The following is an 18697-nucleotide window of genomic DNA, read 5'->3' on the forward strand; positions in this document are numbered from 1 at the left end:
GTCCCACCCCCTCAAGGAGGACCCTTGCGCCGCCTGCCCCGCATCGTCGCCGCCGCCGCGAGCGTGCTCGCGCTCACGGCCGCCGCGCTCGCCTACCCCAACCCCGGCCGGGTCACCGGCGACGTCGTCGTGCACGACCCCACGATGATCCGCACCTCGTCGAACTACGTGCTCTACTCGACCCACGGCTACCTGGAGGCCCGCACCTCCACCGACCGCATCACCTTCACCCGGGCCGGCTCCGCCTTCCGCACGCCGCCGTCGTGGTGGCGGACGTACTCCTCCGCCAACGACCCCTGGGCGCCCGACATCTCCCAGCAGGGCGGCAGATACCTCATGTACTACGCCGTCTCCAGCTTCGGCTCCAACAACTCCGCCATCGGCCTGGCCACCAGCTCCACCGGCCAGCCCGGCACCTGGTCCGACCAGGGCGTCGTCTACGCCACCACGACCAGCAACGACCACAACGCGATCGACCCCAACCTCCTGGTCGACGCCTCGGGCCGGTGGTGGCTGAGCTTCGGCTCGTACTGGACGGGCATCCGCATGATCCGCCTCGACCCCGCGACCGGCAAGCGCCACTCCTCCGACCGCACCCTCTACCACCTGGCCACCCGCCCCGACGCCCCCTACGCGGTCGAGGCCCCCGACATCATCCGCCACGGCACCTACTACTACCTGTTCGCCTCCTACGACCGGTGCTGCGCCGGCACGTCCAGCACGTACAAGATCAAGGTCGGCCGCTCGACCAGCCCGACCGGCCCGTACACGGACCGCGCGGGCACCCCGATGCTGAACGGCGGCGGCACGACGGTCCTGGAGACCCACGGCGCCATCATCGGCCCCGGCGGGCAGAGCGTCATGTCGGACGTGGACGGCGACCTGCTCGTCTACCACTACTACGACGGCAACGCGGGCGGCACGCCGAAGCTCGGCGTCAACCTCATCGGCTGGGACTCGGCCGGCTGGCCGTACGTGTACTGAGTGCCCTCATGCGTGAAAGCCGTTCGCGGGAATGCTGAGATACCCGTACGCGCTGACGTCGACGAGGATTTGTTTTCATGTCCTTGTCGTTACGGGCGCGGCGGGAACGCATTAACTGAACGACTGGGCTTTCATATTTTAAAGACTGCGGTATGATGGCAGCAACAAGTCGGGGAAGGCTGGAGGCTCGTGTACGCGAACGACATGGGTCAGGCCGCCCACCGGATCGGTGAGCGGCCCGGGATAGTCGTTCACGGAAGCAGTTGGATCACCACGCCGTCGCCGTCCGTCCTGAGGACGACGATCAGCACGGCGAGGAGGAGGAGCAGGAGCCAGCGCCAGTCAGGTGCTCGCAACCTCCCCTTGATCTCAAACTCCACACGGCTGTCCGATCTCCGCATGGACTGCCCTCCCTTCGGGGTTGGGTGGCGGCTCGGCGGGGCCCGTGGTGTGGAGCCGATGGGCCTCGCCGGGCTCTCTCTTTTCCGAGCCTAGCCGTTCCGCATCCCGGAATCCAACGATTCTTTCGCGTAACGATGGACCATTCTTCGGGCGCCGGCTATTCGCTGCATCAGCGTTTCGGAATTTCCCGGGGAACTTATCAAATGGCGGCCGTCGCCCATGGATAACGGCGCTGACCCGTTCGATTTGCACGCCTCAGGCTCACAATGTGAGCACACGGAGATAGCCGGGATCTGCCGGCTCGTGCACGGCGGCGACCGGCCGGCTGTCGATCTCCACCCAGGCGTGGAAGCGGTAGGGGTCGGTGATCGCGCCGAGGCACCAGTCCAGCCGCCGGCGCCGCAACGCCGCGGAGAGCACCGTGGCCAGGGAGATCTCCAGGCAGGCGGTCCGGCCCGGGTACCAGTCGGCCACATGGCGGACGGCCGCCGCCGCGGTCTCCGCGCGATCGGCGGGCAGCTCGCTCCTGCACCACCTGCCGCGCATCCGGGTAAGGAGCCCGGCGGTCGCGCGGAAGGGCAGTTTGAGCAGGACGACGGCAAGCAGCAGGCTGCCGAGGGCGAAAAGCCGCTCACGCCAGGGCACGCGAGCCGCGCAGCCGGGCTCCGGCCCCGCCATGGTGGCCGCCATCCGCAGGTCGGACAGATCGGTTTCGATCAGGCCACGATTGACCAGGTCGCGCAGGAGCAGGTTGGCGTCGCGCCTGATGATGTCGGGCGCGGTCGCGGGATAGCGACCGGCGACCTGCGCGATGCTCTCCTCGAACCCGGCGCCGCCGGCCCAGCCGATCCACAGGTGCGCGGCCGTGTCGTTCAGCGCGTGCCACTGCCCGGTGGACACGTTGAGCAGGACGACTCCGCCGTGCCCGTACGTCTGGTGGTGGACATGGTCCGGGATGCGAAGCTGCAGCATGCGTCACGACCAATCGAAGGGGTTTTCCAGGCACCGGAGCCAGTTCTCCGTGGCGAACAGCTGGCTCATCGCGCCGAGCGGCACCGGCGCTCCGGCGAGCAGGCGGCCCAGACAGGCGCGGACGGGTTCGGCGGCGATGATCCCCATGGCCACCAGGCGGGAGTCGTCGAGCAGGGCGTACAGGTGGCGTGCGGCCACCCGGGCGCCGTGGTACTCCTCGGCGCTGTAGTCGCCTTTCGTGCGACGACGGAACACTGCCTGCGGCACCAGCCCGCGCAGCGCGGCGGCCAGCAGCGGCTTGCTGGTGAAGGGGTCCCCGCGGCGGCCGGAGGGCACGGCGAGGCCGGCTGCGACCACGGCGTTGTCCAGGAAGGGCGCGTGCACGCGGATCCCGTCGAGCGCGCCAAGATCGCGGAGATGGCGCTGCGACTCGGCCGACAGCCTCAACTCGGTACGCATGGCCATCTGCGCGGGGCCACCGTCGGGCGCCAAGCACTCGGCCAGGCCGGGATCACGCACGGCTTCGGCCAGTTCGGCGCGCATCAGGGGGGTCAGCCAGGTCAGGACGGCACCGTCGACCGGCCACCAGGCGATGGCGTCGGGCCAGGTGAGCTCGCTCTGGTCGGGCCGCAGCAGCCGTCTGCTCAGCCGGGCGAGCGCGGCGACCGGGCTGGTGAGCGCCAGCCGCCCGGCCCGCATGGCCAGGGCCAGCGTGGAGGTGTGGCGCAGTGCGGCCTGACCGGCGCAGTGGCGGGCGAGGCGGCGCAGGTGCCCGTGCCGGGCCAGCTCGCCCAGGTACGACGGCGCCGCGCCGAAGATCGCGTCCCCGCCTTCGCCGGTGATGTGCAGCCGGGTCTCTGCCGTCTTCGCGTGCCGCAGGCGGAGCATCGCGCGCCTCACCGCCAGGCTCCCCCTGGTGGGCTCGGCACCTCGCTGCCCAGGCGACGTCCGGCCCGCCTGCTGCGGCAGTGCTGCGTAGGGAAGGGTGTCTTGGCTGCCCTGCACGGTGCTCAGGTGGATGCGCTCGTCGTGGTGGGAGAAGCTGACGGCCTCGGCGAGGTCGGCGGCCGGCACCTGCGGGTGGTGGTAGACGACCGCCTCGACAGACGTGTGGCGCGCGGCCAGGAAAGCGAGTGAGGTGGAGTCGAGGCCGCCGCTGAAGTCGGCGGAGACCGGGCCGTCGGCGCAGCGGAGAGCCACCGCTTCGGTGAGCGCCACACGCAGTGCGTCTACCTCATCGAGGTCGGCGGCCCGTAGGAGCGGCGGGCTGAGCCGCACCTCCCCTGGCCGCCCGCGCAGCACCGCGCCGCCGGGCATCCGGGCGACGGTCTCGAACGGCGAGCGGTTCTCCCAGAGCGGCAGCACGGCGGGGCAGGCGATCCTGGCAGCAACCATGACGCGGTCCAGTGCCCGCTGTCGTGGCCCGGTCAGCACCTCGGGGTGTGCGGCGATCGCGAGCTCGTCGGGGGCGCTGGTGTAATAGAGCGGGAACTGGCCCGCCAGGTCGGTGAAGGCGATGACCTCCCCGCGGTGCCGCAGGAGCAGCCCGGCGTAGGCTCCCGGCCAGTCCATGAGCAGGCGCGGCTCGTCACGTTCCAATGCGGCGGCCAGGCCGTCCCGGAGGTCGGCCGGGCGGGCCAGGCAGTGCCCGACGAGCAGCAGGCTCGCCTCGGGATGCTCGGCCCACACCCGCTCGCCGTCCGGCCAGGTGCCGTAGAACCGCACGCTGGCCCGTTCTCGCCCCTGTGTGAGAGTGACGATGAACCCGGGTGGCGCCGCGACCGGCTCCTGACGCCGGCCGTCATCGCCTGGCCCCTCCACTTTCAACCCCAGTAGTACTGGGAGTTCGCGTCGGCCGTGCCGTTCGACGAACTCCCTTTGGTCTGCCTCTTCACAGGCCCCAGATCAATGACGCGAGGCGTCGTGTAGCAAGAAGGCCCAGAAGCCTCGAGGCCTGCCGCCTCGCACAGCTCCGTGACCGACTCGGAAGAATGGGTGGGCGCAGATTCCGGCTTATTCATAAGGTCTCCAGACGTTAATGAACTCATCCCCTTCGTCTGCACACGACCACCCGGATGTATAGGCATGATAACCCTCCGGCAGCCGTCATTGGAAGCGGTTTTGTGAATGTCACGCACACGGACGTCATGCTAATTGACAAAGATCCTCACATTGACGTCACCATATGACTTTCAAATCACGACAAGGCCACTTCAAATTGAAGGGTGGTTCTCTAGAGACCTTCCCCGTCGATGCCCATCAGGAGTGCGCCGTGCGCGCTGCTGTGCTCCATCTCGCTGCTGGCCACGGTCAGACCGTCCACGACGGCGGCCATGGCCGTCCTCCTGATCCCCGACTCACAGGCCTCGCGGGCGATCGCTCCGGCCCGGCCGAACGCGCCACCCAGCACGATCACTTCAGGATTGAGCAGATTGCACAGGCCGCCGAGACTGTGGCCGAGTTGCTCGGCGGCCTCGCGCAGGACTCGCGAGCAGATGGGGTTCCCGTCCTTGGCCGAGCGAATGAGCTCGCGGATGCTCCTGGGCGCCTCGAACGGCCGGCCGCCGAGGTGGGTCTTGACGTTCTGGAGCATCGCGTCGGCGCCGATCACCGTCTCCAGGCAGCCGCGCCCACCGCACAGGCAGTATCGCCCGTTCTGCTGAACCGGTGTGTGCCCGATCTCCCCGGCACAGCCCCTGGCGCCGCGGAAGACGTTACCGCCGATCACGATGCCGGCGCCGATGCCGGTCGACGCCTTGATGTAGATCAGCGTTTCCTTGAGCGGATACTGGTAGACGCTCGCCGCGTAGGCGCCCAGGTTGGCGTCGTTGTCCAGACGCACCTTCCACATGCCCGCGCGCTCTTTCCCTGCGCGCCGGGTGAGACGGCCGGCCAGCGTCGCGGCCGGGTCCTCTCCGTCCTGCCAGGGCGCGAGGACGGGCGGGGCGAACCGCTGGGTCTTGGGATCGATCATCCTGGGGATGCCCATGCCGACCGTCCCGATGTCCTCGGGCCCCTGGCCCACTTCCTCCACCACCTCGCGAATCAGCGCGACCGCGCTGTCCAGCCACGCGGCCTCGCCGGGAGCCGCACTGACCTGGCTCGACCCCCAGCGGGCGTCGCTGTGGCTCTGGTGCGCGCGCCGGGCGACCACCGCGATGTTCGAGAATCCGACCTCGACGCCCACGGCGACACCGTCGAGCGGCAGGAGCCTGACCTCCTTGTTGAGCTCGCTGGCGCCTACGAGTTCGACGAGTCCGTCCTCGTGCAGCTTGCGCACCACGCCCGAGATGGTGGCCGCCGAATAACCCGTGCGCCGCCTGAGCTGCTGCTGCGTGTCGGGCTTCGCCATGATCGCCTTGATGATCTCCAGGCGGGTGCGATCCCTGGCAGCGGGTGGCGGCGACAGCAGGTCGAGCATGTGGGTCAACAGGACCTCCCCGACCAAGAGGGGGAAGGTTCGAATTGTATCCGTCCTGCCGCGAGAGCGGCAATATCGCTTCATATCGCACGGCCTGGAATTTTTATCTGACGGGCTGGGGCACACTTCACCACGGTGACTGGTTGGAAGAAAAGGAACTCAAGGGCATTTTCTGATCTCGCTTCATGCCGCCAGCGCCTTGCTCAGCGCCAAGGCGCCTTTGACCGCGATCTCGTGATCGAGAATGAGGAACATCGGTATCTGCTCCATGAGGTCGGCGTGCTGCGCACCCCCGCCGCGGAACGCTTCGAGCAGGCACCCGTCGGCGACCAGGAGCTCGGCCAGCCCCGGCGACTGCAGCACGCTGCCGGCCAGCCAGATCGAGCCGCCCTGGCTCAACGTCACGAGCGCCATGGAGCGCAGGAACTGCCCAAGGATCACGCCGAGCAACCGGACCAGCTCGGTACAGAACGGGTCGCCCGCCACCGCCTCGGGCATGACCAGCGCGCCGATGCCCTGCCCTTCCACACGTGCCCGGCCGACGCGTTCGCTCAGCCGCCGAGCAGGCGGGCGCACCGTGGACAGGTAGTCGTACAGGTGCTCGATCCCGTGCAGGCCGGCGACGGACTGCTCGACCGAGATAGGTACGCCGGGGTGGCGCCCCTGCAACCAGCACAGATAGTCGCCCTCCCTGGCACCGACGGGCTGCCAGGGGATGTGACCGGCCTCCGTACCGTGAGGGCGGCCCTCTCCGTCCGCGTAGCCCACGCCCACACCGGTCCCCACCGCCACCACGAGTCGCGAGGGGGCACTGAGGGCGATGCCGGGGGTGAGGGAGCGGCATTCCGCCACCGTGAGCTCGCGAACTCCGGCCACCGTGGCGATCATGTCGTTGACGATCTCCAGGCGCACGCCGCGAACGGCGGCGAACCGATCACGCTGGAATACGGGCCAGCCCGGTTGATTCGTGACCCGGACGTCTCCATTGGGCCGTGGCCGCCCTGCGACCCCCGCGACCAGAGCGCGGGGAAGGTATCCGATCTTTTTCAGGCAGTCTTCGATGAGATCGTCGAGCGAGTCGTAATCGGCCGAACGTATCTTGAACGTCTCGGCGGCGTGGGCGGGTGTGAGCTGATACCGAACGTGCACTTTGGTGCCTCCGGCATCGATCCCGACGAAACCTAATCGAGCCGGTCGATAAGAGGCCTGATCACCTGGCAAGGCTGGTCTCCGTTCGGGTATCGGACAAGGTCACCGACTCTCGCCGGGATGCGAGCGCGTCCCATCGTGGCAGTTTCCGGGAGATCTCGCGGCAGTTTCGAGAGAGTGTGGCATACCAACACAAGAAACCTCGGAGATAATTGCTCCGGAATCCATGCCCTCCAGGGTTATATACATGGGTCGTCCTAAAAGTGGGGTCTGTCAAGTCATTGCAGATTTGTCCGCATTGCGCCTCTCTTTGAGTGGTGCATGCCGGACAATCGCCACCTCCGCGTGAGCCGCTCCACGTTCTCCAGGCGCGCGCAAGCCCCTCGTCCGGGCAGGACGCCGGACGGGGGCACGACCCACACCCGTACGCTGGTTCCGGCTGCCCGTAATCACCCCATTGACATCCCCACAAACCGGACTTTAGCGTGGTGCGAAACGTTTCGACCCGCCATAACGGCCCCCGGAGCCTCATGACCTCTCTGCGTGACGTGGCCGAGCGTGCCCAGGTGGCCGTCAGTACCGCGTCCGCCGCGCTCAACGGCACCCGCCCCGTGGCGGCGGCCACCCGGCGGCGGGTCGAGCGGGCCGCAGCCGAGCTGGGGTATCGGCCCAATCTGCTGGCCCGGGGGTTGCAGAGCAAGCGGACGCGGATCCTGGCGCTGCTGTTCCCCGCTCCGCGCAGCGGTTTCGGGCTGACCGAGATGCAGTTCGCGACCGGGGCGGCCGAGGCGGCCAAGGAGCGGGGCTATCACCTGCTGCTGTCGCCCGAGAGCGCCGACCCCATCGAGGAGTTGCGGCACATCACCGGCCTGGGGCTGGTGGACGGGGTGCTGCTGATGGAGGTGGGGCTGGACGACGAGCGGCCGGCGGTGCTGGCGGAGGCGGGGGTGCCGTTCGCGATGATCGGGCGGACCCGCGAGCCGGGCGGGATCGATCACGTGGACATCGACTTCGCCGCCACCGCCGAGGCGGCGGTGGCGCACGTCGCGGGGCTGGGGCATCGCAAGCTGGCCTTCTTCAACCGGGCCGTGGACGCGCACGCCGCCGGGTACGGGCCCGCGGTGCGCGCCGGGCGGGAGTTCGAGCGGGCGGCGCGCGAGGCGGGCCTGCAGTACGTCGGTGGGTACCGGCCGGGGTCGGCCGAGGAGGGCGGGAAGGCGTTCGAGGAGCTGCTCGGCGCGCATCCGGACGTGACGGCGCTGGCCGTGATGGACGACCACGCGGCGGCCGGGGTGATCGCGGCCGTGGCGCGGCTCGGGCGCCGCATCCCGGAGGATCTGACGCTGCTGCTGGTGCTGTCGTCGGCGCGGGTGGCCGGGATGTTCCATCCCCGGCTGACGACGCTGGAGCCGCCCAGCGCCGAGCTGGGCCGGATCGGCGCCCGCATGTTGATCGACAAGCTGCAGGGCGAGACACAGAGCCGAACACAGGGCGAAGCAAAAGGCGAGACACAGGGCGGGCCGCAGCGGCGGCTGCTGCCCTGCCGGCTGGTGGTGGGGGACAGCTCCGCGCCACCTCGTGAAGGGGGAAGATGGTGAGGCCGGGGATGCGTGCGCTGACCGAGCGCCGCGGGCTGCTGTTCGGCGGGGACTACAACCCGGAGCAGTGGCCGGAGCAGGTGTGGCGGGAGGATGCCGAGCTGATGCGGGCCGCCGGGGTCAACCTGGTCACGGTGGGCGTGTTCAGCTGGGCGCGGCTGGAGCCGGAGCCGGGCAAGCACGACTTCGGCTGGCTCGACCGGGTGCTCGACCTGATGGCCGGGCACGACATCGCGGTGGACCTGGCGGTCCCGACGGCGTCGCCGCCGCCCTGGCTGGGGCACCGGTGGCCGGAGACGCTGCCGGTGGACGAGGGCGGGCACCGGCTCTGGTACGGCTCCCGCAACCAGTTCTGCCCTTCTTCGGGCCCATATCGGGAGCGCTCCCAGTCGATCACGACGGCGCTGGCCGAGCGGTACGCGGACCATCCGGCGCTGGCCATGTGGCACGTGGGCAACGAGTACGGCGAGGTCTGCCACTGCGACGTGTCAGCGGAGGCGTTCCGCGGCTGGCTGCGCGCCCGCTACGGCGACCTGGCCACGCTCAACGAGGCGTGGGGCACCACGTTCTGGAGCCAGGGGTACGGCGACTGGGCCGAGGTGGTGCCGCCGCGCCGCGCCCCGTACATCATCAACCCCACCCAGCGGCTCGACTGGTGGCGCTTCTGCTCCGACGAGCTGCGCGCGCACTTCCGCGAGCAGCGCGACATCCTGCGCGCCCACACCCCGGACATCCCGGTGACCACGAACTTCATGGGCTTCTTCAAGCGCGTGGACTACTGGTCGTGGGCCGCCGACCAGGACGTGATCTCCAACGACTGCTACCCGGAGCCGGGGAACCCGCTCACCCCGGCGCGGACGGCGCTCACCCACGACCTCATGCGCGGCCTGGCCGGCGGGCGGCCGTGGCTGCTGATGGAGCAGGCGACGAGCGCGGTCAACTGGCGCGCGCACAACCTGCCCAAGCCGCCCGGCCAGCTCCGCCTGGAGTCGCTGCAGGCGGTGGCGCGCGGCGCGGACGGGCTGTGCTACTTCCAGTGGCGGGCCTCCCGGTTCGGCGCCGAGCGCTTCCACGCCGCGATGGTGCCGCACGCGGGCCCGGACACGCGGCTGCACGCCGAGGTGCGCGCGCACGGGCAGGAGCTGCGCGGGCTGGCCGAGGTGGCGGGCGAGCCGGTGCCGGCGCGGGTGGCGATGGTGTTCGGCTGGGAGAGCTGGTGGGCGCTGGAGGACCGCGGCCGGCCCAGCGACCGGCTCAACGCGGTCGACCAGCTCCTGGACTACTACGTGCCGTTCTTCGAGCGCGGCGTGAGCGTGGACGTGGTGCCGCCGGGCGCCGACCTGTCGGCGTACGCGCTGGTCGTGGTGCCGAACCTGTTCCTGCTCGGCGACCGGGACGCGGCCGCGCTGACCGCGTACGTGCAGGGCGGCGGCGTGCTGGTGGTCGGGCCGTTCTCCGGCGTGGTGGACGAGAACTCCCACGTGCGGACCGGGCGGTTCCCGGTGCCGCTGCGCGAGGTGCTGGGCGCCTCCGGCGAGGAGTGGCTGCCCGCCGGGCAGCCGGTGCGCTGCCGGTGGAGCGGCGGCCTGGACTTCGAGGCGCACACCTGGACCGAGCTGCTGCGGGCCGACGGCGCCGAGGTGGTGGCCGAGTTCGCCGAGGGTGACCTGGCGGGGCGGCCGGCGATCCTGCGGCACCGCTCGGGCGCGGGCGTCGCCTGGTACGTCGGCACGATGCCGGAGCCGGCCGCGCTGGCGAGCCTGGCCGGGCGGGCGCTGGCCGACGCGGGCGTGCGCGGCCCGCTGCCCGACCTGCCGGCGGGCGTGGAGGCGGTGCGCCGCGGCACGGTGCTGTTCCTGCTCAACCACGGCGCGACGACGGTCCGCGTGCCGATCCCCAAGCCGGGCGTCGACCTGCTGACCGGCGCGCGCGCCGAGGGTCACGTCACGCTGACGCCCCGCGCGGTCGCCGCGCTGCGCCAGGAGGTTCCCGCGGCATGAAGTTCAAGGACGGCTACTGGCGCCTGCGCCCCGGCGTGCGCGCCGGCTACGCGACCGCGGCCTTCGACGTCACCGTACGGGACGGCACGCTGCGCGTCCTGGCCCCGACGCGGGAGATCGCCCGCCGCGGCGACACCATCGACGGGCCGGTCCTGCGGGTGGACCTGTCCTCGCCGATGCCGGACGTGATCCGGGTCCGCACGGTGCACTTCGCCGGGTCGGTGCCCGCCTCCCCCGCCTTCGGCGTACGGGACGACCGGCCCGACGTGAAGATCGCCGTGGACGGCGAGGAGGCGGCGCTGACCAGCGGCGACCTCACGGTCCGGGTGCGCAGGGACGCGCCCTGGGAGATGACGTTCAGCGCGGGCGGGCGGGAGCTGACCCGCAGCGCGGGCAAGAGCCTGGGCCTCATGCGCGACCCGGACGAGCGGCACTTCATGGTCGAGCAGCTCCGCCTGAGCGCCGGCGAGCTGGTGTACGGGCTCGGCGAGCGCTTCGGCCCCCTCGTCCGCAACGGCCAGTCGGTCGACATCTGGAACGAGGACGGCGGCACCAGCAGCGAGATCGCCTACAAGAACGTCCCCTTCTACCTCACCAACCGGGGCTACGGGGTGTTCGTGAACCATCCGGGCCGGGTGTCGTTCGAGGTCGGCTCGGAGACGGTGTCGCGGGTGCAGTTCAGCGCCGAGGGCCACGACCTGGAGTACCTGATCATCCACGGGCCGACCCCGGCCGACATCCTGCGCCGCTACACGGCGCTGACCGGCCGCCCGGCGCTGCCGCCCGCGTGGTCGTTCGGGCTGTGGCTGTCCACCTCGTTCACCACGGACTACGACGAGGCCACTGTGACCTCGTTCGTGGACGGGATGGCCGAGCGGGACCTGCCGCTGAGCGTCTTCCACTTCGACTGCTTCTGGATGCGGCGCTTCCGCTGGTGCGACTTCGTGTGGGACCCGGAGGTGTTCCCCGACCCGGAGGGCATGCTGCGCCGGCTGAAGGAGCGCGGCCTGCGGGTGTGCCTGTGGATCAACCCGTACATCGGGCAGGCGTCGGAGCTGTTCGAGGAGGGGGCCGCGGCCGGGCACCTGCTGCGCCGTCCGGACGGGACGGTCTGGCAGGATGACCACTGGCAGGCCGGGCGCGCGCTGGTGGACTTCACCTCGCCCGCCGCCCGCGAGTGGTACGCGGGCAAGCTGCGGGGGCTGCTCGACATGGGGGTGGACGCGTTCAAGACCGACTTCGGCGAGCGCATCCCCACCGACGTCGTCTACGCCGACGGCTCCGACCCCGAGCGGATGCACAACTACTACAGCCTGCTCTACAACCAGACCGTCCACGACGTGCTGGCGCAGCGGCGCGGGCCGGGCGAGGCGGTGCTGTTCGCGCGCTCGGCCACGGTGGGCGGGCAGCGGCTGCCGGTGCACTGGGGCGGCGACTGCGAGTCGACGTTCGAGGCCATGGCCGAGTCGCTGCGCGGCGGGCTGTCGCTGGGGCTGGGCGGGTTCGGGTTCTGGAGCCACGACATCGGCGGCTTCGAGGGGCGCCCCGATCCGGCCGTGTTCAAGCGGTGGGTGGCGTTCGGGCTGCTGTCGTCGCACAGCCGGCTGCACGGCAGCGGGTCGTACCGGGTGCCGTGGCTGTTCGACGAGGAGTCGGTGGACGTGCTGCGCGCGTTCACGCGGCTCAAGGCGCGGCTGATGCCCTATCTGTACGGCGCCGCCGTGCAGGCCGCGGCCGAGGGGCTGCCGATGATGCGGGCCATGCACCTGGAGTTCCCGCACGACCGGGGCTGCGACCACCTGGACGCCCAGTACCTGCTGGGCCCCGATCTGCTGGTGGCTCCCGTGCTGTCCGCGGACGGGGAGGTTTCGTACTACGTGCCCGAGGGCGTGTGGACCCGGCTGCTCGACGGCACGACCGTGAGCGGGCCCGGGTGGCGCCGCGAGCGGCACGGGTTCGACAGCCTGCCGCTGCTGGTGCGGCCGGGCGCGGTGATCGCGACCGGTGCCCGCGACGACCGGCCCGACTACGACTACGCCGACGGCGTCACCCTCGACGCCTACCGGTTCGCCGACGGCGACAGCCGTACCGTCACCGTCCCCGCCCTCGACGGCACGCCCGCGGCCGTCTTCGAGGTGTCCCGCCACGGCGACCGGCTGCGGGCCCGCCGCCTGAGCGGCGCGCCCGCCCCCTGGAACCTCCGACACGCCGCGGCGCACGCCGCCGCGGCTCCCGAGATCGACCACATCGAGATCACGCTCAGTGCCAAGGAGTGACATGCCTGCCTTCCCCGAGAACTTCCTGTGGGGCACCGCCACCGCCGCCTACCAGGTCGAAGGGGCCTGGAACGAGGACGGCCGCGGCCCGTCGATCTGGGACACCTTCTCCCACACGCCCGGCCTGGTCGCCAACGGCGACACCGGAGACGTGGCCTGCGACCACTACCACCGCCTGGAGCAGGACCTCGACCTCCTGCGCGACCTGGGCGTCGGCGCCTACCGCTTCTCCATCTCCTGGCCGCGCGTGCAGCCGGGCGGGCGCGGCGAGCTCAACCGGCCGGGGGTCGACTTCTACAACCGGCTCGTGGACGGGCTGCTGGCCAGGGACATCGCCCCGGTCGCCACGCTCTACCACTGGGACCTGCCGCAGGAGCTGGAGGACGCGGGCGGCTGGCCGGCGCGGGAGACGGCGCTGCGTTTCGCCGAGTACGCCCGGCTCATGGGCGAGACCCTGGGCGACCGCGTCCGCACCTGGATCACCCTGAACGAGCCGTGGTGCTCGGCCTACCTGGGCTACGCCTCCGGCGTGCACGCGCCCGCCCGTACCGACGCCGCCGCCGCGCTGGCCGCCCTGCACCACCTCAACCTGGGCCACGGCCTTGCGGTGCAGGCGCTGCGCTCGACCGCCGCCAAGGACGCGCAGATGTCGGTCACGCTCAACCTGCACCACGTGCGCGGCGTGTCCGAGCGCGACGCGGACGCGGTGCGGCGCGCGGACGCGCTGGCCAACCGGGCCTTCCTCGGCCCGATGCTGGAGGCCGCCTACCCGCAGGACCTCATCGCCGACACCGCGTCGGTGACCGACTGGTCGTTCGTGCGCGACGGCGACGAGGCCGCCGCCTGCCAGCCGCTGGACGTGCTCGGCGTCAACTACTACAACCCGACCCTGGTCCGCCAGTGGGACGGCGCCTCGGCGAAGGAGACGGCCGACGGGCACCAGGACGGCGCCGCCTCGCCGTGGATCGCCTGCGAGGACATCGAGTTCGTCAAGCAGCCGGGCCCGTACACGGAGATGGGCTGGAACATCGACGAGACCGGCCTGACGGAGCTGCTGCTGCGCCTGCACCGCGACTACCCGGACCTGCCGCTGATGATCACGGAGAACGGCGCCGCGTTCCCCGACCCGGTCGGCGAGGACGGCGTCGTGCACGACGCCGACCGCATCGACTACCTGCACCGCCACCTGACGGCCGTCAGCGAGGCCATCGCGGGCGGCGCGGACGTGCGCGGGTACTTCGTGTGGTCGCTGATGGACAACTTCGAGTGGGCGCACGGCTACGCCAAGCGGTTCGGCATCGTCCGGGTGGACCGCGAGACGATGGAGCGCACCTGGAAGGACAGCGCCCACTGGTACCGCGAGGTGGTCGCCACCGGCAAGCTGCCGGTGGCCTGACCGGCGGCTAGGGTTTGCGGCCCACACCTCCGACGAAGGTGTGGTACGTGATGCCGGGCATGGCCTGGTGGTCCCCTGTCTCCGGACGCCATTCCGGGAGCGGCACCAGGCCGGGCTCCAGCAGTTCGAGCCCGTCGAAGTAGGCGAGGATCTCCTCGCGGGTGCGCCACCGGCCGGTGCCGAGGTGCTCGTTGAACAGTTGCTCCGCCGTGAATGCCTGCTCCGACACCTCGGGATGGGCCTCCATGGGGTTGTGGAAGTGCGAGATCACCACGTGGCTGCCCGAGGGCAGCGGGCGGATCAGCCGGGCGGCGATGCCCGCCGGGTCCTCCTCGTCCTTGAGGTGGTGCAGGATGCCGAACAGCAGCAGCCCGACCGGCTCGCCGAAGTCGATGAGGGCGCGGGTGCGCGGGTCGTCGAGGATCTTCTCGGGCTCGCGGGCGTCGGCGTCGACGATCGTGGTGGTCTCGTCCACGGCCAGCAGGGCCCGGCCGTGGGCGAGCACGATCGGATCGTGGTCGACGTAGACGACGTGCGCGCCGGGGATGACGGCCTGGGCGACCTCGTGCACGTTGCCCTGCGTGGGCAGGCCCGAGCCAATGTCCAGGAACTGCCGGATGCCCGCCTCGGCGGCCAGGTGGCGGACCGTGCGCCGCAGGAACTCCCGGTTGGCCTGCGCGGCCTGCGGCGCGTCCGGCGCGATCTTCAGCGCGGCCTGCGCCACGTGCCGGTCGATCTCGTAGTTGTCCTTGCCGCCGAGCATGTAGTCGTAGACGCGGGCGACGCTCGGCTTGGAGGTGTCGATCCCGCTGGGCGCGCTTTCCTGCTCGCTACCTGGCACTCCGGGCTCCTCAAAGGATCAGGGGGTCAGCGCGATGATCCTAAGGCTGGGCACCAGGTGCGGGCGGGGTATTCATCAGGATTTTTCGTGATCTGCGGGGCTCACCAGCCGTCCACGTGCAGCACCTCGTCCAGCGGCTGCCGGCGGGCGGGCCTGAACGTCTCCCCCGTGTAGTACGCGGTCGGCAGCAGCACCCCCTGCCGGACGTCGCCGGGGATGCCGAGCAGCTCGGCCACCTCGCTCTCGTACGCCAGGTGCAACGTCGTCCACGCCGTGCCCAGGCCGCGGGCGCGGGCGGCCAGCATGTAGCTCCACGCGGCCGGCAGCAGCGAGCCCCACAGCCCGGCCTGGTTGCCCTCGGGCAGCCGGGGCGCGGCCATGCAGCCGATCACGTGCACCGGCACCTCGCCCATGTGCTCGGCCAGGTAGGCGGCGCTGCCCGACACGCGCTCCTGCGCCGCCGCCCGCTCCGGGTCGTCCTTGAACAGCGCCCTGGCCGAGGAGCCGGAGGCGTAGTAGGTGTCCCACGACCGCTTGTAGTAGCCGCCGATGGCCGCGCGCTTGGCGGGGTCGGTCACCACGATCCAGCGCCAGAGCTGCGCGTTGCCCCCGGTGGGCGCCTGGAGGGCGATCTCCAGGCACTCCCGGACCAGCTCCATCGGGACGGGTCGGGTGAGGTCGAGCCGCTTGCGTACGCTGCGGGTCGTGGTGAGCAGTTCGTCCGCTGAGATCGTCATGCGGCCATCATGCCCGTCAGGCGGCGGCCAGCCACAGATCAGGGCCGAACACCTCGTAGTGGATGTCGCGGGGCGCGACCCCGGCCGCGATGAGCCCGGTGCGGGCGGCCCGCATGAACGCCACCGGCCCGCACATGTAGACGACGGCACCCTCGGGGATCTCGACGCCCTCCAGGTCCATGAGGCCGGCCCGGTCGCCGTCGCTCGGGGTCTCGTACCAGAAGACGCGCTCGCCCGCGGGCAGCGCGTCGGTGTGCCGCTCCATGTCGGCGCGCAGCGCGTGGTCGGCCCTGGAGCGGTCGGCGTGCAGCACCAGCACCCTGCGCCGGGAGCCGGTGTCGGCGAGGTGGCGCAGCATCGCGGCGATCGGGGTGCAGCCGATGCCGGCCGAGACCAGGACGAGCGGCGCGTCGCCGTCCTCCAGCGCCACGTCGCCGAACGGGGCCGACAGCGTCAGCTCGTCGCCCTCCTTGACGGTGGCGTGCAGCAGCGAGGAGACCTCGCCGTCGCGCACCCGCTTGACCGTGATGCTGCGGTGGCCGTCGCGGCCGTGCCCCGACAGCGTGTACTGGCGCACCTGGCGGACGCCGTCGGGCATGGTCACGCGCACGCTGACGTACTGGCCGGGGCGGGCCGGCGGCACGGGCCCGTCGCCGAGGGGGCTCAGCACGAGCGACACCGTGTCGGGGGTCTCCTCGCGCCGCTCGACCACCCGCCAGGTGCGCCACGTCTTGCCGTCGCGGGCTCCGGCCTCGGCGTAGAGGCGGGACTCCATGGCGATCAGCGCGCCGGCCATCAGCCAGTAGACCTCGTCCCAGGCGGCCGCGACGTCGGGCGTCAGGGCGTCGCCGAGCACTTCGGCGATGGCGCCGAACAGGTACTTGTGCACGATCACGTACTGGTCGTCGGTCACGCCCACGGCGGTGTGCTTGTGGGCGATGCGCGCCAGCAGCTCGTCGGGGCGCCGCCCCGGGTCGGCCACCAGGGCGCCGGCGAAGGCCGCGAAGGCGCCCGCCAGCGCCTTGCGCTGCTCGCCGTTGCGCTGGTTGCCGCGGTTGAACAGGCCGTCGAGGAGCTCGGGACGCTCGGCGAACATGGTGTCGTAGAAGCGTGCCGTGATCGTCTCCAGCTCGGCGCCGACGACGGGGAGCGTGGCGCGCACGAGCTCGGCGGCTTTGGCGGACAGCATGGGGGAACCTCCAGACGTGAACGGGTGCCGCGCGGTCGGGGCACCCGGCGCTTAAATCAGCATCTGAGATTCATATTAAGTTCGCGGGGCTCCGGTCCTGACTCCGGGGGATGAGTGCCAGCAGCACGGGCCCCGTCGGCGCGTCCACCAGCGACGCGACGGTGACCTCGTCGAGCGAGGCGAAGAACGCCTCCTGCGCCTGCCGCAGCGCCGAGCGCAGTCGGCAGGCCGCCCGCAGCGGGCACGGCGTGTCATCCTCGCAGCCCACGACGTCGCCGGCGCCCTCCAGCTCGCGGACGAGGGCGCCGACGGTCGTGCCGCGACCGGCCGGGGTGAGCTGCATCCCGCCGCCCCGGCCGCGCCTGGCCTCCACCACGCCCATCTCGCTCAGCCGGGCCACCGCCTTGGCCGCATGGGTGTACGGGACGGCGAGCAGGTCGGCCGCGGCGCGGGTGGTGAGCAGGTCGTCCGGCTGCGCCACGGCCAGGCGCATGACGATGCGCAGCGCGATGTCGGTGAAGGCGGTCAGGCGCATACCTCTACGGTAGGGGGTGGCTCCGGGTCGGCAGGTCGCGTCGGCAGGTCGGCGCCGGCCGGGCGCCTGACCGCCGGGCCACCCTCCGTCAGAGCCGGCCGAGCACCGCCATCGCGGGCAGCGCCCGGTCGTCGTAGCCGAACAGGGCCTGGTTCTCCCAGCCGTTGCCCGAGGACGGGTCCGCCGGGTCCCAGCCGTTGCCCTTGACGCCCGTCCACGTGGCCTCCCAGGTGAACAGGCCGAGGCCCAGGCCGTTCGGGACGGCGCGGACGATGTCGGCCACCCGCGCCAGCATCGCCGACTGGCCCTGCGGCGTGGCCCGGTAGCCGGGGTACGGCTCGGCCGCGGTGATGATGTTGGCCCAGCCGTCGTCGTCGGCGGTGGTGAACGGGTAGGCGGTCTCCACCACGACGACGGGCTTGCCGTAGCGGGTGGCGACGTCGTTGATGTTGGCCTGGAAGGCGTCGAGCATGCCGTGCCAGTAGGAGTAGTACGACAGGCCGATCACGTCGTAGCGGATGCCATGGGCCTGCGCGTTGTCGAACCACCACCGGTACAGGCCGTTGTCGCCGCCGTTGGCCAGGTGCAGCACGACCCTGGTCGAGCCGGAGACGGCCTTGACCGCGTCGTAACCGGCGTTCAGCAGGGCCGCCGTGTTCGCCCAGTCGGCGTTGGAGCCGTCCGGCCAGAGCAGGCCGCCGTTGATCTCGTTGCCCACCTGCACCATGTCGGCCGTCGTGCCCTGGTCGCGCAGGGCGCGCAGCACGTCGTAGGTGTGGTCGTACAGAGCCTGCGTGAGCTGCGCGAACGGCAGCGACGCCCACGCGGCGGGCTTGGTCTGCTTGCCGGGGTCGGCCCAGGTGTCGGAGTAGTGGAAGTCGATGAGCAGGCCCATGCCGAGCGCCTTGACCCGCTTGGCCATGGCGAGCACGCGAGCCTTGGTGTTGTAGCCGTCGGCCGGGTTCACCCAGACCTTGAGCCTGATGAAGTTCAGCCCGGACCGGGACAGGATGCGCAGCGCGTCGCCCCTGCGCCCGGCGGCGTCGCGGTAGACGCCGCCGAGCGCCTCCGACTTGGCCAGGCTGGAGACGTCCGCACCTCTGATCGGCAGGCGGCCCGGCCCGGCCTGGGCCTGGGCGGGGGCGGCGAGGGCCGTGAGTAACAGCAGCAGCGCGGCGAGGATGACGCGTTTCATCG

Annotated in this window: 15 protein-coding genes; 5 read left to right on the top strand and 10 right to left on the bottom strand. The window is 71.3% G+C overall.

Annotated elements, in window-relative coordinates:
* Window positions 1-24: 24 nt before the first annotated feature.
* Complete coding sequence (locus KIS93_RS00890) at window positions 25-984, top strand: arabinan endo-1,5-alpha-L-arabinosidase (RefSeq protein WP_080037176.1); 960 nt, start codon at window positions 25-27, stop codon at window positions 982-984.
* Window positions 985-1235: 251 nt separating this feature from the next.
* Here the strand turns inward: KIS93_RS00890 and KIS93_RS00895 are convergent, their stop codons facing one another.
* The 5 genes from KIS93_RS00895 to KIS93_RS00915 all read right to left on the bottom strand — a co-directional run bounded on the left by KIS93_RS00895 (window position 1236) and on the right by KIS93_RS00915 (window position 7000).
* Entirely contained in the window at window positions 1236-1385 is a 150-nt protein-coding gene (locus KIS93_RS00895; RefSeq protein WP_155126597.1) for a hypothetical protein, read from the bottom strand.
* A 262-nt stretch (window positions 1386-1647) separates the two neighbouring features.
* Window positions 1648-2358: a lasso peptide biosynthesis B2 protein gene (locus tag KIS93_RS00900; RefSeq protein WP_080037175.1), complete on the bottom strand. Its 711-nt coding sequence runs from the start codon at window positions 2356-2358 to the stop codon at window positions 1648-1650.
* Window positions 2359-2361: 3 nt separating this feature from the next.
* Complete coding sequence (locus KIS93_RS00905) at window positions 2362-4083, bottom strand: asparagine synthase-related protein (RefSeq protein ID WP_080037174.1); 1722 nt, start codon at window positions 4081-4083, stop codon at window positions 2362-2364.
* 508 nt (window positions 4084-4591) lie between these two features.
* Window positions 4592-5779, bottom strand: a complete 1188-nt coding sequence (locus KIS93_RS00910; RefSeq protein WP_186403511.1) for an ROK family transcriptional regulator — start codon at window positions 5777-5779, stop codon at window positions 4592-4594.
* A gap of 183 nt (window positions 5780-5962) precedes the next feature.
* Window positions 5963-7000: a glucokinase gene (locus KIS93_RS00915; RefSeq protein ID WP_186403512.1), complete on the bottom strand. Its 1038-nt coding sequence runs from the start codon at window positions 6998-7000 to the stop codon at window positions 5963-5965.
* Window positions 7001-7458: 458 nt separating this feature from the next.
* On the opposite strand from KIS93_RS00915, the gene KIS93_RS00920 reads away from it, so the two are divergent.
* The 4 genes from KIS93_RS00920 to KIS93_RS00935 are packed head-to-tail and all read left to right on the top strand — an operon-like array spanning window position 7459 to window position 14198.
* A complete protein-coding gene (locus KIS93_RS00920) occupies window positions 7459-8526 on the top strand; it encodes a LacI family DNA-binding transcriptional regulator (RefSeq protein ID WP_080037171.1) in 1068 nt (355 codons plus the stop codon).
* 8 nt (window positions 8527-8534) lie between these two features.
* Window positions 8535-10526: a beta-galactosidase gene (locus KIS93_RS00925; protein ID WP_230466018.1), complete on the top strand. Its 1992-nt coding sequence runs from the start codon at window positions 8535-8537 to the stop codon at window positions 10524-10526.
* A complete protein-coding gene (gene yicI, locus KIS93_RS00930) occupies window positions 10523-12802 on the top strand; it encodes an alpha-xylosidase (protein WP_080037169.1) in 2280 nt (759 codons plus the stop codon). The genes KIS93_RS00925 and yicI overlap by 4 nt, the downstream gene beginning before the upstream one ends.
* A gap of 1 nt (window position 12803) precedes the next feature.
* Window positions 12804-14198 (top strand): GH1 family beta-glucosidase, encoded by a 1395-nt coding sequence (locus KIS93_RS00935; protein WP_080037168.1) that lies wholly within the window; start codon window positions 12804-12806, stop codon window positions 14196-14198.
* Between the two features lie 7 nt (window positions 14199-14205).
* Here the strand turns inward: KIS93_RS00935 and KIS93_RS00940 are convergent, their stop codons facing one another.
* The 5 genes from KIS93_RS00940 to KIS93_RS00960 all read right to left on the bottom strand — a co-directional run bounded on the left by KIS93_RS00940 (window position 14206) and on the right by KIS93_RS00960 (window position 18695).
* Entirely contained in the window at window positions 14206-15039 is an 834-nt protein-coding gene (locus KIS93_RS00940) for an SAM-dependent methyltransferase (protein WP_080037167.1), read from the bottom strand.
* 101 nt (window positions 15040-15140) lie between these two features.
* Window positions 15141-15776 carry a nitroreductase family protein gene (locus tag KIS93_RS00945; RefSeq protein ID WP_080037166.1) on the bottom strand — a complete coding sequence of 212 codons (636 nt, stop codon included), beginning with the start codon at window positions 15774-15776 and terminating at the stop codon, window positions 15141-15143.
* 16 nt (window positions 15777-15792) lie between these two features.
* Window positions 15793-16965 (bottom strand): globin domain-containing protein, encoded by a 1173-nt coding sequence (locus KIS93_RS00950; protein ID WP_080037165.1) that lies wholly within the window; start codon window positions 16963-16965, stop codon window positions 15793-15795.
* Window positions 16966-17035: 70 nt separating this feature from the next.
* Window positions 17036-17500, bottom strand: coding sequence for an RrF2 family transcriptional regulator (locus KIS93_RS00955; protein ID WP_080037164.1), 465 nt, complete (start codon window positions 17498-17500; stop codon window positions 17036-17038).
* An 88-nt stretch (window positions 17501-17588) separates the two neighbouring features.
* Complete coding sequence (locus tag KIS93_RS00960) at window positions 17589-18695, bottom strand: glycoside hydrolase family 53 protein (RefSeq protein WP_080037163.1); 1107 nt, start codon at window positions 18693-18695, stop codon at window positions 17589-17591.
* Between the last annotated feature and the right edge of the window lie 2 nt (window positions 18696-18697).

It is taken from the genome of [Actinomadura] parvosata subsp. kistnae, from assembly GCF_900323885.1.
GTDB classification, from domain to species: domain Bacteria; phylum Actinomycetota; class Actinomycetes; order Streptosporangiales; family Streptosporangiaceae; genus Nonomuraea; species Nonomuraea composti.

What these genes read in the sequence shown, in the direction of transcription:
- KIS93_RS00955 (WP_080037164.1), bottom strand. Translation starts at nt 17,500, where the DNA reads ATGCGCCTGACCGCCTTCACCGACATCGCGCTGCGCATCGTCATGCGC.
- KIS93_RS00945 (WP_080037166.1), bottom strand. Translation starts at nt 15,776, where the DNA reads ATGACGATCTCAGCGGACGAACTGCTCACCACGACCCGCAGCGTACGC.
- KIS93_RS00950 (WP_080037165.1), bottom strand. Translation starts at nt 16,965, where the DNA reads ATGCTGTCCGCCAAAGCCGCCGAGCTCGTGCGCGCCACGCTCCCCGTC.
- KIS93_RS00920 (WP_080037171.1), top strand. Translation starts at nt 7,459, where the DNA reads ATGACCTCTCTGCGTGACGTGGCCGAGCGTGCCCAGGTGGCCGTCAGT.
- KIS93_RS00960 (WP_080037163.1), bottom strand. Translation starts at nt 18,695, where the DNA reads ATGAAACGCGTCATCCTCGCCGCGCTGCTGCTGTTACTCACGGCCCTC.
- KIS93_RS00910 (WP_186403511.1), bottom strand. Translation starts at nt 5,779, where the DNA reads ATGCTCGACCTGCTGTCGCCGCCACCCGCTGCCAGGGATCGCACCCGC.
- KIS93_RS00900 (WP_080037175.1), bottom strand. Translation starts at nt 2,358, where the DNA reads ATGCTGCAGCTTCGCATCCCGGACCATGTCCACCACCAGACGTACGGG.
- KIS93_RS00895 (WP_155126597.1), bottom strand. Translation starts at nt 1,385, where the DNA reads ATGCGGAGATCGGACAGCCGTGTGGAGTTTGAGATCAAGGGGAGGTTG.
- KIS93_RS00925 (WP_230466018.1), top strand. Translation starts at nt 8,535, where the DNA reads ATGCGTGCGCTGACCGAGCGCCGCGGGCTGCTGTTCGGCGGGGACTAC.
- KIS93_RS00935 (WP_080037168.1), top strand. Translation starts at nt 12,804, where the DNA reads ATGCCTGCCTTCCCCGAGAACTTCCTGTGGGGCACCGCCACCGCCGCC.
- yicI (WP_080037169.1), top strand. Translation starts at nt 10,523, where the DNA reads ATGAAGTTCAAGGACGGCTACTGGCGCCTGCGCCCCGGCGTGCGCGCC.